Annotated in this window: 9 protein-coding genes; 2 read left to right on the top strand and 7 right to left on the bottom strand. The window is 60.9% G+C overall.

Annotated features, from left to right (window positions below; genetic code table 11):
* Positions 1-231: 231 nt before the first annotated feature.
* The 3 genes from pepT to B1781_RS19620 all read right to left on the bottom strand — a co-directional run bounded on the left by pepT (position 232) and on the right by B1781_RS19620 (position 5,501).
* Entirely contained in the window at positions 232-1,491 is a 1,260-nt protein-coding gene (pepT, locus tag B1781_RS19635; RefSeq protein WP_078121275.1) for a peptidase T, read from the bottom strand.
* Positions 1,492-1,651: 160 nt separating this feature from the next.
* A complete protein-coding gene (locus tag B1781_RS19630; protein ID WP_164513473.1) occupies positions 1,652-3,250 on the bottom strand; it encodes a peroxidase family protein in 1,599 nt (532 codons plus the stop codon).
* Between the two features lie 991 nt (positions 3,251-4,241).
* The gene (locus B1781_RS19620) at positions 4,242-5,501 is read right to left on the bottom strand and encodes an APC family permease (protein WP_164513472.1); all 1,260 of its coding nucleotides are present in this window, start codon (positions 5,499-5,501) and stop codon (positions 4,242-4,244) included.
* Positions 5,502-5,890: 389 nt separating this feature from the next.
* On the opposite strand from B1781_RS19620, the gene B1781_RS19615 reads away from it, so the two are divergent.
* The gene (locus tag B1781_RS19615) at positions 5,891-6,271 is read left to right on the top strand and encodes a hypothetical protein (protein WP_078121272.1); all 381 of its coding nucleotides are present in this window, start codon (positions 5,891-5,893) and stop codon (positions 6,269-6,271) included.
* 72 nt (positions 6,272-6,343) lie between these two features.
* Here B1781_RS19615 and B1781_RS19610 read toward each other — a convergent pair whose 3' ends face one another.
* The gene (locus tag B1781_RS19610) at positions 6,344-6,814 is read right to left on the bottom strand and encodes an aminoacyl-tRNA deacylase (protein WP_078121271.1); all 471 of its coding nucleotides are present in this window, start codon (positions 6,812-6,814) and stop codon (positions 6,344-6,346) included.
* A 258-nt stretch (positions 6,815-7,072) separates the two neighbouring features.
* Here B1781_RS19610 and B1781_RS19605 point away from each other — a divergent pair, with 258 nt between their 5' ends.
* Positions 7,073-7,729 carry an NUDIX hydrolase gene (locus B1781_RS19605; protein WP_164513471.1) on the top strand — a complete coding sequence of 219 codons (657 nt, stop codon included), beginning with the start codon at positions 7,073-7,075 and terminating at the stop codon, positions 7,727-7,729.
* Here the strand turns inward: B1781_RS19605 and lon are convergent.
* The 3 genes from lon to B1781_RS19590 all read right to left on the bottom strand — a co-directional run bounded on the left by lon (position 7,683) and on the right by B1781_RS19590 (position 12,798).
* Positions 7,683-10,100 (bottom strand): endopeptidase La, encoded by a 2,418-nt coding sequence (gene lon / locus B1781_RS19600; RefSeq protein WP_078121269.1) that lies wholly within the window; start codon positions 10,098-10,100, stop codon positions 7,683-7,685. The genes B1781_RS19605 and lon overlap by 47 nt on opposite strands.
* A gap of 253 nt (positions 10,101-10,353) precedes the next feature.
* Positions 10,354-12,264, bottom strand: coding sequence for a DUF2207 domain-containing protein (locus tag B1781_RS19595; protein ID WP_078121268.1), 1,911 nt, complete (start codon positions 12,262-12,264; stop codon positions 10,354-10,356).
* A gap of 9 nt (positions 12,265-12,273) precedes the next feature.
* The gene (locus B1781_RS19590) at positions 12,274-12,798 is read right to left on the bottom strand and encodes a LemA family protein (protein ID WP_078121267.1); all 525 of its coding nucleotides are present in this window, start codon (positions 12,796-12,798) and stop codon (positions 12,274-12,276) included.
* Between the last annotated feature and the right edge of the window lie 3 nt (positions 12,799-12,801).

Genomic DNA, 12,801 nt, shown 5'->3' with positions numbered 1-12,801 from the left:
GCGCTTTTTCTGTGTCAACGTCACCCATGCATACAGGTGCCCGGCTTACCGCGGCAGCCTGGGCGGGTGCGTCAGTGTCTTCTGGTGTCGTCCGTGGCGCTGGTCAAATCGGGTAGGTCCGACTTCCCGTGCCATCTTATAGGGTTCCTCCGGCGAACAGCGGTTCAAGCCCGTATCCGCTGGGTCGGCGCCGGCCTGGCGCTTCCGTTGTAATGCCGCTGCCGGTGCCTGTCAGTCGGGCGTACGTTCCTCCCATTCTCTACACAGTTCAATGATCACCTCGACCGCCTTGTGCATATCGTATGTCGATATCCACTCGGTTTTCGAATGGAAGTTGTGTTGGCCGGCGAACAGGTTCGGGGTCGGCAGGCCTTTGAAGCAGAGCTGCGAGCCGTCCGTGCCACCGCGCAGCGGTTCGTGACGAACGCGTAATCCGGCGCGTTCGATGGCTCTCTTCGCCCGCTCGACGACTTGCGGTTGGGCATCGAGGATCTCGCACATATTGCGGTAGCCCGGCTGCACCGCGCTTGTCAGCTGTGCGCCCGGATGCTCGGCCATGATATCGCTCGCGATGGCTTCGACCTTTGATGCGATGGTACGCAGGCCGTCGACATCGAAGCTGCGTATCAGGAGGCTGACCTTTGCATGTTCCGCGTTGCCCTCGATATGCGCCGGGTGGGCGAAGCCTTCACGGCCCTCAGTAGCCTCGGGATTGAAATCGGTGGCGGACAGGCGGTGGATGAATTCGGCTGCCAGTTTGACGGCATTGACGAGTTTGCCCTTGGCATAGCCCGGGTGTGCGCTGACCCCGGTGAACTCGATGTGCAGCGTGTCGGCGCAGAATGATTCGGTCTGCAGCTGTCCCAGGCCTTGGCCGTCGATCGTGTAGGCGCGGTATGCACCGAACCGCTCGGTGTCGAAATGCTGTGTACCCCGGCCGAGTTCCTGATCGGGCGTGATGCCGATTCTGATTTTGCCGTGCGCGATCTCGGGATGGCCCAGCAGATATTCGGCAGCAGCGAGTATCTCGGCGATTCCCGCCTTGTCGTCTGCGCCAAGCAGGGTGTCGCCCGATGCAGTGATGATGGTGTTACCGATCTGGTCGCGAAGGTCGGGATTGTCTTGCGCACGGATGCGAATCTCCGGCGCGTTCGGCAAGACGATATCGTCGCCTTGATAATTATGGTGCAGCAGGGGAGTGACCTGCTCGCTGCTGATTCCGGGCGTTGTGTCGGCATGCGCCAGCAACCCGATGCACGGGACGTTACTTTTCTGAGAGGTAGCAGGAATGGTTGCGAACAGGTACCCGTGTCGGTCCAGGTCAACCTCGGCGGCGCCCATCTCACGCAGTTCTTCGGCGAGCATCTGCTGTAAGGTCAGCTGACCCTGCGTGCTGGGAAAGCGTGTGCCGCCTTCCTGCGATTGCGTATTGATCTTCACATATCGCAGGAACCGTTCGACGCACGAAGTTTCGTAACGTGGTGACGACATGGTCCGACCCCAGGGGATGTCATACTGCCTGACAGCTTTGTTGCGGGTTATCGTTTTGTTGCGCCCTAATATACCGCGTTGGATCGTTGAATAGAAAAAGCGACCCTCATGGGATGGGGAAGGGAAAATCATCTCATTCCCTTGCGCCGCTTTGGTGCATTCAGGCGACGCCGGCAAACTGCAGAAAGTCCTCGATCGAACGAATGTCCCGCCCGCCTGGTATCTCGCTGTCGGACGGCGACCAGTTGCGGTTGAGGTACGAGTCATCATTCGAGCGCAGCAGGCCGACGATCGTTTCGACGACGATGTGGCTGCCGATCGGCCCCAGACGGTTGCCTCCTCCCAGGGTTTCGGCCTCTCTGAGCACATAGAACCACAAGGGCGTATGGGCGAGAAGAAGCTCGTTGTCTTTGAGCAGCGCATCCCTCAGTGCAGGCCGCGGGCCTGTGCCGGTGTCATCGAGGAGCTGCGCAGCGGTTAGCGGTGCGATGTCCGCCAGTGCGGCCATTGCCTGCCCGGTCGGCACGCTGAGCAGGAAGCCGCGACGCAGATTGCGTTGCGCGAGGTGCTGCATCAGGTGATGTGCCGCACCGGGTTCTTCGCCAAACGGCTCGTTCGGCAGATGGCTTAGTGGTTCGGCAAGGTAGCTGTCGATCTTTTTCGAGCGGCGCTCGGGGCCGCCGTCGTTGAACCGTCGGTTACAACCGGTCAGGCGTGACCAGTCGGCAATCCAGGTGTCGGGCAAGCGTCTGTTGCCGCCGAGAGCGGCATGCCCGGCAGCATGCGCATTGCCGGTGAGTTCAAGAACCTGTTCAAGTGATGCACGGTCGGCAACAGTGCCGCCGCGGCCGAAGTGCGCGTTGAGGTCGTAGCTTGACCTGACGGTTGCGTGACCGAAACGAAACGCCGCCGCGGTGAATTCGACCGGCATGAAGCCACCGGCAAACTTGTAGCGACTCAATCCCGAGTGGACGACGGCGTCCACGATCTGCGGGTCGGCGACGGTCTTCAGGTAATCGTTTACGACCAACCACTGGTGATGCAGCCGGGTCTGCTCGCGCGCCCGTTCGAAGTCGCCGAGCCTGTCGAGCGCTGCGTTGTGAAACCGCAGCATTGCCAGGTGAAACTGGGCAAGGATCAGGTTCTCGTCATTGCGTTGATCACCGATGATCGCGTGGCCTGAGCCATCGTTCGACCGCGGTAGATCACGGCATGGGTTTGCTCCATTGGTCGGCGTCTCGCCGCCGGCGTCTTGGTTGAGACCCGTGAGAAAGGCGCCAGGGCGCACGTTGCAGCAATGAAACGTTGGATCGCCCGGACAGTACAGCGACGGGTTGCCGCCGGGGCCACCTGCGTACACGCTGTCCAGGTTCAGGGCTTGGCTTCGCAAGTTCGCCAGGCGTTGGCTTACCTGCTGTGGCGCGACCGGGGCAAAGGCATCGGTCGTGATATCGAAGGGGCTGTCGACCGGGTTGCGGTCGGCGTTGAGCGTAATGTCATGATCGATGAACTGTCCCCAAAAAGTGTAGATCGGGGAGAAGTCGGCATCGCCGTTGTTCGGGTCGTTGCGTTCATCGACGACCATCGCAGCACCGAGGGCGTCGAGCGCGGTAATGACGGTAGCCGGGTCGCTTGTCGGAATGCGCTGAGCGCTGTCCGGAGACAGATAATCGAATGCCACGGCATTGAACGTCTTCTCCGGCGACGCGTATGGGAAGTCTCCGTGCGTTAATGATCCGGGAATCCGGAGTCGCTTCATCGACAATTCCTCCATGAACTCACTCATTGGCCAACCGCTGTGTCCCTTGCGACGAGGCGTGCGCGCGTAGATCGGCCGCGGGTTCTGCCCTGAAAATGTTGTGTCACGCATAGGCAGAGACAACAGAGTTGCGTTGAACGCGGTCTGGCAAAATCCGATCGAGTCCCGTGAGCCGGGAGAGGTGTCGGGCATTAGGTTTGATCTGCAAGCTCAGTTCCTTCCACATCTGGATAATCGCATCGTCAAGTAACAGAGTGCCGCGGTTTAAACCCGGCAACAGCATCTCTTACCGCATCTGCTGCGCAATGCAGCAGAACGGCTACCCTGGCGTGTGAGCCTCATTGCGGCGAGCAGTCGAACCTGTGGTTCATCGGGCTGCACCGGAATTTCGGCCGGTTGTTCTTGTTTTCTAGATTGTGTCGAGCGAGTCAACCGGGCGGCGGGCTAGCGGTGAGGACAACGAATGCCCCTGTAAACTGTTGTCCCGCTGCACTGCCCCTGGTGGTCCTTCGTAATCCCGGTTGCGAAAAAAGTTGGGCGTCCCTGCCCTGATGGATCCTTCAATTGCGTTCCCTGCGCACTGCATCCATTGGCAAACATCTCCTTTTTCCGGTCGGCATCCTTGTTGTTGCAACATCCGTGTTGGTGCAACCTCCCTGTTGGTCGGGCGTCCCTGTTCGCTTGGCGTCCTTGTCGGCAAAGCATCCTTGTCACAGCAACTTCCCTGGGCTTGAGTATTCGTCCGCCGCCGACGCCTTTCCACTGCCGGGGCGGGCGCGGTGTGGCATTACCCACAATCCCGGTCGACCGCCCGGGCCTCGACGAGGTAAAAGCCGGGTTTTGGGGGTGTTGTGTGCAGCCGTTGGTCGGGATCGCAACATTGATCCAGCATCGCGCAGGCGGCGCTCCCACCGGATGTTTTGCGATTTGAAGGATCTACGGCGCCGACCGGCGGGGCGGATTCAGGCGAGCAATTGGCGGCTGGGTGCGCTCACGGATGCAGGAGGTCCAGCCAGGACTGACCCAGGATCACCACCAGCGAAGCCAGGGTGCCCAGCGCCGGCACCCAGACCGGCACGCAGAAGATGCCAAGCGGGTGTGGTGCGCTGGTCTTGAGCCGCCACAGGGATAGATTGGTCATCGCAAACACGATCAGCAGCACGTAGCTGGTGGCTTTGGCCAACGACTCCGTGGCGCCCAGCAGCGCCAGTGACATGACGGTTGCAGCGACCAGCAGCGTCGCGAGCACTGGGGTGCGCGAGGCGGGGTGCACGAAGCCGAGCACCTGCGGCAGCCAGCGCCGGTCGGCCATGCCGTAGACCACGCGCGACGCCATGATGATCTGGATCAGCGCGCCGTTGATCACCGCGAACATGCCGATCAACGTGATCACCACCGGTTCGCGACCGGTCAGTGTCTGATAGATCAGTGCGAGTGGGGCCTCCGACGCTGCCAGCTGCGTAGGCGCGACGCTGCCGACGGCCACGAGAGCCACGGCCAGGTACAACACGGTCGAAAGCGCCAGGGCCCAAAGAATGGCGCGCGGAAGATTGCGCTCCGGCTTGCGCACCTCTTCGGCCACGTTGACCATGTCTTCAAAGCCAATGAAGGCATAAAAGGCGAGGAAGGCCCCGGCAAGAATACCTGTCCAGGCGCCCGCAGGCAGGATAGCTGCCTCGTTGATTACTGCGGTCGGTAGCGTCGCGAACGAGGGTGCCCCGACGCCGATAATCAGCGCGAGGCCCAGCATCTCGAATACCGTCAGCAGGGCCGCGACGGTCACGGATTCCTTGATTCCCCATGCCGCGAGCCCGCCGAGTACCGCGGCCAGGACCGGCAGTGCCAGGCCATCGGACACCGGTACGAATACCCGCAGGTAGCCGACGAAGCCGCGCATGATCGTCGCCGACGAAACGCAGCCGGCGGTGACGATCAGGAGGCCGATCACGACCGCCAGGCCGGGTATCTTGAGGCCTTGCTGGACATACACGGCCTCGCCGGCACTCAGCGGGTAGCGCGCGGAGAGCTCGGCATAACTGAAGGCCGTCAGGCAGGCGAGTAACGCCGCGAGGACAAACGACACCGGTGCGAGCACGCCGGCGTGGCCGACCACGTTGCCGATCAGCACATAGATACCTGCGCCGAGAATATTGCCCAGGCCGTAGAAGGTGATCAGCGGCAGCGACAGGGAGCGGCGCAGGCGAGGGCCGGGTTCCAGGTACGGGGGATGGCGCTGGGTTGAGGTCGTCACTGCCGATTCCTCCTCACCCACCATCCTACAACGACTGCAGGTCGCCGACCGCCTCGCCGGGGGGCCGCTCTGCTGGCCGACCGGGCAGACGTTTTGGCTTAAACGTTCTACTCGTCCCGACACTTTTCGAGCGTCGCTTGTGAGAAGGTTGTAGCAGTCGCTGTGCGAGTGCTCCCAGCGGGCCACTCAAGGGGGGCAGCTGCGGTTCGGCAAAGTAGTGGCTATGTGTCGACAAGTGATTGAATAAAAAGAAATTGGTATGGAGTCCATCAACCGGGGCGATGCCGGCGCACAGCCTGCGTGATCAGCCGGGGCGACGGTGCCTGGAAACTGGCATCCAGCGTGCATTCATTGAAGGTGCATGCATAACGATTATGAGGAGACCTACCTTGATCCTGAAGAAAGTTACCGTGCCGTTCGTGTTCGCCTTGTCGCTAGGCGTTGCCTCGGCAGCGTTCGCCGGCGGCAGCGACGTGTACATCAACGGCCAGCAATTGACGGTTCAGCAAAAGAACAATCTGCAAAAGGCGCTCGGCACCTACATCGCGCCGGGTAGCTATCTGGTCGATGCCAATACCGGCTGCTGGTACAACCAGAGTTCCGGCGCGGGCGGATGTCCGTCCGGAAGCAATGCCTACAACTCCCGCTACGGCAGCGGCTCGTACGACAACAGCGGCAACTGGAATCATTGGAGCAACGCAGCCGGCGGCGGTGTCGGTGGTACGTCCGATGGTTGCATCTACACCACCTACGGCTGGTCGAACTGCTGAACGACGTGACGCCCGCTCGCCATGCAACCGCACGGCGAGCAGGCCTCACTCGACGCTCAGGAGTGAGCGCGGCTAGTCGTGGCAGCTGTAGTCGCCGTGCGAGGCATCTCCGACCAGCTTGCGGAAGTCGGCCTGTTTCATGTGGATCAGCTGCTCGTGATCTCCGGCCTCGAAATACACGTCCGGCTGCATCAGCAGCACATCATCGATGATGGTATCCAGGTCGTAGAGTAAACCGGCCGGCGGGATCGCGCCGGTCTCACAGTCGGCGAACACCTTGGCCACTTCGTCTTCGGTCGCCAGGCAGATCGGGCGGTTCATCGAGCGGTGCAGTTCGCCGAGGTGCAAACGGCGGTCGGCCGGCAGCACCATCAACAGGTAGCGTTCGTCATCCTTGAGCAGCAGGCACTTCGCGACACGGTCAGCCGGGTGGTGCGAAGCTTCGGCGGTGTCGCGACTTGATTGGGTATGCGGATGCCGTTCGATGTCATACGGCAGGTGATGATCGTCGAGAAACTCGCGTAGGCTGATTGCGACGGCCATTGCACCCTCCTGCCCGGTGGGGCGTTGCTGGATACATCTGACTATAGTCAAGGAAGATGTCGCCGTTATATTCCCAAGTACCAGCCGTGTTCGGGCGCCCGGCTGACCACGCGATTCCGGACAGCGGTCTCATCCCTGTGCGGGCGCCTTCAGGCAGAGTTCAGGTGCGTACCTTGCCGGGGCGCCGGCACCGGAATTTCGATTCAGTGTGTTTATATGCGGCTGAAAAAAGACTAAACAAAGCTTATGTCGCGCATCATGGGTAAATTCGTCGAAGCATTACGCGGTCGCTTGTCGAGCACCTTGCCGGGTGAGGACGCGCAGTTCGTCATGGCGCCGGCCGCGCGCCTGCGCACGCGCGATGCGTTGCTGACGGCCACCGAACGCTACCAGAGCGCCGTCCTGATCTACCTGTTTCCGCGTGCCGGCGTGTGGACGACGGTGTTGATGAAGCGATCGGCCTACGACGGCGTGCATGCAGGGGAGATCAGTATCCCCGGCGGGCGGCTTGAGGCAGGTGAAGATCACAGCGAGGCGGCACTGCGCGAGTTCGACGAAGAAACCGGTGTTCGGGTGCGTGACAAGCAGGTGATCGGCGCGCTGACCGAACTGTTCATCCCGACCAGTTGTTTCTTCGTCAAGCCGTTCATCGCCTACTCGACCGAATCACCGAGCTATCGACCGGATCCGCTGGAGGTCGAGCAACTGATCGAGTTGCCATTGGATGACCTGCTGAACGAGGCAACGGTCAGGCAGGGTAGTTTCCCGGTCAGCGACGGCCTGCGTATCAGGGCACCCTATTTCGATGTCGACGGACACCGCGTATGGGGCGCGACCGCAATGATACTGAGCGAGTTCAAAACAGTCCTCAGTGACGTCGGCCTGCCTTTGCCGGCGTCGACCGACTGGCTCTGAGGAACAACAGCGGCGCGACGTCGTCGTAGGTGCCGGCGAAATGCACCTTGATCCCTTTGCGGATGTGATCGGGGATCTCGTTGTAGTCACCTTCGTTGTCGGCCGGCAGTATCAGTTCGCGAATGCCGGCGCGCTTGGCGGCGATGACCTTCTCACGGATACCGCCAACCGGAAACACCTCGCCGGTCAGGGTGATCTCGCCGGTCATCGCGATCTTGCGAACCGGTTTGCCGAGCGCCAGGGACAACAGCGCCGAGGTCATCGTGATGCCGGCGGACGGTCCGTCTTTCGGTGTTGCCCCGGCCGGCACGTGCAGATGGATGAAGGCTTCCTTGAAGTATTGCGGGTCGGCGCCCAGTCGTTCGGCGTGTCCGAGCAGGTAACTGTATGCAATCTCGGCGGATTCACGCATCACCTCGCCGAGTTGGCCGGTCAGCTTGAAGCCGCGGTTGAAGCCGTGCGCGCGTGCGGCCTCGATGTTCAACGTCGCGCCGCCCATCGCGGTCCATGCCAAACCGGTAACCACGCCAGGCCCCAGCAATGTGCGCTCGTCGCGGAAGATGCGCGGGCCGAGGTAGTCCTGCAAATCGTCGACATCGACCGTGATCGGCGTTTCGTCGCCATCGAGCACCTTGACCAGGGCCTTGCGCGCGATCTTGCCGAGTTGTTTTTCCAGGCGCCTCACCCCGGCGTCGCGTGCGTAGCCGTCGATGATCGCGCGCAGGGTTGCGGCGGACAGCTTCAATTGTGCGTTCTTCAGGCCGGCGCGTTTGATCTGGCGTGGCAGCAGATAGCGCCGCGCAATCTGCAGCTTTTCTTCGCTGATGTATCCCGATAGCTGGATGATCTCCATGCGGTCGAGGAGCGGCCCGGGGATGGTATCCAGCTGGTTGGCCGTCGCAACGAACAACACCTTCGATAGATCGAAGCGCAGATCGAGATAGTGATCCATGAAGTCAACGTTCTGCTCCGGGTCGAGCACCTCGAGCAGTGCCGATGCCGGATCGCCGTGGAAACTTGCGCCGATCTTATCGATCTCATCGAGCATCACCACCGGGTTCTGCGTGCCGGCGCTCTTCATCGCCTGGATGAACTTGCCCGGCATGGCGCCGATGTAGGTGCGGCGATGGCCTTTGATCTCGGCCTCGTCGCGCATGCCACCGACTGAGAAACGGTAGAACTCGCGGCCGAGTGCATCGGCAATCGATTTACCGATTGAAGTCTTGCCGACACCCGGTGGGCCGACCAGAAGAATTATCGAACCGCCGACTTCACCCTTCATGATGCCGACCGCGAGAAATTCGAGGATGCGCTTCTTGACGTCTTCCAGGCCGTAGTGATCGCGGTCGAGCACCTTGCGCGCACGCGCCAGATCGAGTCGGTCTTGCGAATGCCTGCCCCAGGGCAGCACGGTCAGCCAATCGAGATAGTTGCGGGTAACGGCAAACTCGGGTGAACCGGTCTCGAGCATCGCCAGTTTGTCCATCTCTTCGCCAAGTCGTGTCTTGGCCTCGTCGCTCAGCTGCAGCGATTCGACGCGTTCGCGAAACTTGTCGAGTTCGGCGGTACGGTCGTCTTTTGAGATCCCGAGTTCCTTCTGGATCTCTTTGAGCTGCTCGCGCAGGAAGAACTCGCGCTGTTGCGTCTCCATGCGTTTTTCAACGGCGCTGCGAATCTTGTGCTGCGCCCTGGCAACCTCGAGTTCACGGTGCAGGAGGTCCAGCACGCGTTCCATGCGCGGCAACAGTGCATAGGTTTCGAGTACCGCTTGCAGGTCTTCCTTGTCGGACGTTGTCAGTGCCGCGGCGAAGTCGGCGAGATGCGAGGGATCGTCCGGGCCGAAACGATCGAGGAACATGCGCAGCTCTTCCTGGTAGAGCGGATTGAGCGGCAACAGCTCCTTGATGGTGTTGATCAGGGCGACGGAGTAGGGTTTCAGCGCCGGATCCGGCGTGCCGCCAGGCTCTCGCAGATAGTCGACCTGCGCAGTGAACGGTGCTTCATTCGATAGAAAGCTCTTGATCTCGAAGCGCTCGATACACTCCACGAGAACCTGCAGGTTGTCGCTGGAATGATGTACGCGGTGAATGCGACCGACCGTGCCGACGTGGTAGATATCGTCTACCGTTGCCTCTTCGGCCTCATCCCCCGTGGTCAACACGATACCGATCATGTCGTTGCCGTGTTCGCGTGCGGCGTCGATGGTCGCCTGCCAGTACTCGGCATCCATCACCAGAGGCACACCCTGACCAGGAAAAAACGGGCGCGCAGCGACCGGCAGCAGGTGGATGACGTTGGGTAGCACGTCGTTCGGGCGTGCCAGGGTTCTTGGGGCTTCAATGACTTCGATGTTGTCGTTTGCGTCGTTCATGCTGCGATAGGTTCCACATCCACCTGGTCGGGAAGGCAGGCCAATACTGCGGCGCGTTGGCCAGAACTTTTCAATATGGGGACGACCGATAGGCCGATCAAGACAGGTCGGCCAACCCTTCACGACTGGCGAATTCGAATCAATGGGGTCGGCGGTAGCTGCTGACCCAGTGACCAGCGCCGGTCAGCAGCAGGCCACGCAGGCCATGCTATCGAACAAGGCCGGCTCGCCGGATACAGCGTGCGCGCTGTGGTTACCAGCCGCCACCGCCGCCACCGCCGCCACCACCACCGGACGAACCACCACCGCCTCCGCTGCTGCTGAAGCCGGAACCCGATGAACCGGGCGGTGTCGATGCCGATGAGATGGCGCTCGAGAAACCGCTACCCACGGCGCCGACCAAGCTGGCGGGCGTGGTGAAACGTTTGCCGTGGCCTTGGTACCAGCTCGGCTGTACATGCTTGCCCTGTTTCTCCAGGCGATCGAACAGGCTGGCGAAACGTTCCGCCCACTCGTTCTGCACGCCCAGAGCCAACGCGTAGGGTAGGTAGCGTTCAAACAGCTCAGGCGTCTTTTCCGGGGCGTGCTTCAAGTTGAGTTCGTCCTTTTCCGCAACTTCGAGATACAGTTTGAAACCCTCGAGCTTGTCCAGCAGCTTGCGTCCGGCAAGCGTCGGCGCCTTCAGCAGTTCGGCAAAAATCACCGTAATCAATACGGCGATGACGACCACGATCGCAAACGCAAGCGACGTGAGGTAGATGTACATGCCCAAGGCCATGACCTCGAAGAAGGTAAATGCGATCGCCACGAACATCGGTACGCCACTGCCTTTTGACGAGCTGCCACGGCCACGCCAGTACTCCCTCCACAGAAACAAGGTGGCAGGAGACCAGGCCGACAGCCATACCGTCAGGAAGATGACCGCGGGCCACGCCTCGGATTCTTCGATCTGCACACTGCCGATCACGATCACCGCGATGGTCAGCAGGATGCCGATGAAGAACAGACCGCGATTGGTGGCGAAATAGCGCTTCTCGTAGTCGCGCAGGATGGATTTCTTGTGAGCCGAGATCGCATCGCTAACGCTTTGGTGGTTCTTCTTTTTGAGGTCGACACGCTGTTTGCCGCTGCCGAACAATGCATCGAAGAGTGCTTTTTCGCCGGGCGCAAGCGCCGCCTGGGGCTCTCCCGGGGCTTTCAGCAGTGCATAGGCCCCTCGCTTGTCGTCGATCGTCACATAGCCTTTTACAGCGAGATTGATCACCGCCGAAGCGAACGCGTCATCGTCGTATCCCATCTTCCATATGTAGCGAATCGATGCGGGCGAGTAGCCTTTCGGTGGATCGTATTCGGGGATGATGACGCCTTTCTTGGGATCGCGTCCGTAGAGGTGCCACGCGATGGCGTAGTACGCCAGCAGCACGAGTACGCCGCCAATCATCCATAGCAGGCTTGCGTTGTCGGCCACCAGCCACTGCAAGCGGTCGGCCACAGTTGGTTCGCTGATGATGCCTTTGGACCAACCGACGACGATTGTCAGGCCTTCGCGTGCGGCCAGCGGACGGGTCGTTTCGAACGCGGCAACGCCCGGTCGGTCGGAGGCGCTGCGGTACGCCTGTTCCTTTGAACCCTGTGCGCCGGTATAGGCTTCGAGCTTGAGTCCGCTGCTGTCGATTCCTTCGGGCAGGCGAACGCTGGCACTGGCCTTGAGAATGGGAAAGTCCCAGCCGTTGCCGGTCACGTTCCAATAGAGCTCGTCGTGGTCGTCGAAGAACCCGAGTTGGCGGTTCGTCCGGTAGCGCAGGGTGTATGTGTAGATACCCGGTTGCAGGTAGATGTTCTCGCTACCGACATAGACTCGCCACCCGTTCGATTGCCGCTGCAGATGGTAGGGCTCGTCGCTACCGTCGCGCTCGACACCGACAACTTTGAACATCACCTTGTAGCTGTGGCCGTAGCGGTCTGCGTAGTCGGTCGGAAAGTCGCGATAGATGCCGCGCTTGATGTTGCGCCCCTCGGCTCTTACCTGGATGGTTTCCTCAACCAGCATCGAACCGTCAGGCTCTACGGCGATCTCACTGTGGTACGCGAGAATCTGCTCCGCGGCGCTAACCGGCAGTGCAACCAGCGTCAACAATACGAGCAACAGCCAGTGCGGTTTCATGCGTTTCTCCTACGCTTGTTCGGCGTCGAACTCGAAAAGCTGGGCGTGGCGATAGTTGAACAATCGCGCAACGATCAGGTCGGGGAAAGAATCGATGCGCGTGTTGAGATTGCGTACCGAGCCGTTGTAGTAGCGACGGGCATACTGGATGTGCTCTTCCACCTCGGTGATGTCGCGCTGTAGCTCGACAAAGTGCTGGTCGGCCTTGAGGTCGGGATAGTCTTCGGCGATTGCGATCAGGCTGTGCAGTTTCTCCCCGAGCGCCGATTCCACCGAGGCCAGTTTTTCGGGTTCACTCAGTGCGGCAGCTTGGGTGCGCAGTTCGGTGACGGCGGTCAACGTGGCCTGCTCGTAGGCCGCGTATTGCTTCACGGTATCGACCAGCTTGGGGATCAGGTCGTGGCGCCGTTTGAGCTGAACGTCGATGTCGCTCCACGCCGCGAGGACCCGGTGGCGATCGCGCACCAGTCGGTTGAAGATGAAGATCGCCCAGATCAGCAGGGCAAGGGCAAGGGTGCCGAGTAACAACTCCATTTC

Origin of the sequence: Thiosocius teredinicola, from assembly GCF_002009425.1 — a bacterium.
GTDB classification, from domain to species: Bacteria; Pseudomonadota; Gammaproteobacteria; order Chromatiales; family Chromatiaceae; genus Thiosocius; species Thiosocius teredinicola.
The sequence above is the reverse complement of the archived record's forward strand: the minus strand, read 5'-3'. Positions and strand labels throughout refer to the sequence as shown.

Bases quoted from the DNA above. Each gene is read 5' to 3' on its own strand.
- pepT (WP_078121275.1), bottom strand. From the start codon at position 1,491: ATGTCGTCACCACGTTACGAAACTTCGTGCGTCGAACGGTTCCTGCGA.
- B1781_RS19630 (WP_164513473.1), bottom strand. From the start codon at position 3,250: ATGAAGCGACTCCGGATTCCCGGATCATTAACGCACGGAGACTTCCCA.
- B1781_RS19610 (WP_078121271.1), bottom strand. From the start codon at position 6,814: ATGGCCGTCGCAATCAGCCTACGCGAGTTTCTCGACGATCATCACCTG.
- B1781_RS19605 (WP_164513471.1), top strand. From the start codon at position 7,073: ATGGGTAAATTCGTCGAAGCATTACGCGGTCGCTTGTCGAGCACCTTG.
- lon (WP_078121269.1), bottom strand. From the start codon at position 10,100: ATGAACGACGCAAACGACAACATCGAAGTCATTGAAGCCCCAAGAACC.
- B1781_RS19595 (WP_078121268.1), bottom strand. From the start codon at position 12,264: ATGAAACCGCACTGGCTGTTGCTCGTATTGTTGACGCTGGTTGCACTG.
- B1781_RS19590 (WP_078121267.1), bottom strand. From the start codon at position 12,798: ATGGAGTTGTTACTCGGCACCCTTGCCCTTGCCCTGCTGATCTGGGCG.